The organism is Paenibacillus sp. EKM211P (genome assembly GCF_011066175.1).
Taxonomy (GTDB): Bacteria; Bacillota; Bacilli; order Paenibacillales; family Paenibacillaceae; genus Paenibacillus; species Paenibacillus polymyxa.
This window is the reverse complement of the sequence record NZ_JAAMNS010000056.1, coordinates 1-452: the sequence shown is the minus strand read 5'-3', so window position 1 is coordinate 452 and position 452 is coordinate 1. Positions and strand designations below refer to the sequence as shown.

1 protein-coding gene is annotated in these 452 nt (G+C 59.5%); it reads left to right on the top strand.

Annotation, left to right across the window (positions count from 1 at the left end; genetic code table 11):
* Window positions 1–452: AMP-binding protein (locus G9G57_RS25320; protein WP_164965684.1), on the top strand; the 452-nt coding region annotated here is incomplete at both ends.

The window sequence follows — 452 nt, the reverse complement described above, 5'->3', positions numbered from 1 at the left end:
CTGGCGTACGTGATCTATACGTCGGGAACGACGGGCAAGCCGAAGGGCGTGATGATCGAGCACCGCAGCCTGGTGAATACGGCGGCGGGCTACCGGCGGGAATACCAGTTGGATCAGTTCCCGGTGCGGCTGTTGCAGCTCGCAAGCTTCTCTTTTGACGTGTTCGTGGGAGATATCGCGCGGACGCTGTACAACGGCGGCACGATGGTGATTGTGCCGAAGGACGACCGGATTGATCCGTCTCGTCTGCACCATTGGATTGAGCAGGAGCGGGTCACCATCTTCGAATCGACGCCGGCGCTGATCGTGCCGTTCCTGGAGTACGTGCACGAGCATCAACTGGATATGAGCGGGATGGAGCTGTTGATCACGAGCTCGGACAGCTGCAGCGTGGCGGATTACCGGACCTTGCAGGAACGCTTCGGCTCGTTGTTCCGGATCATCAACGCATA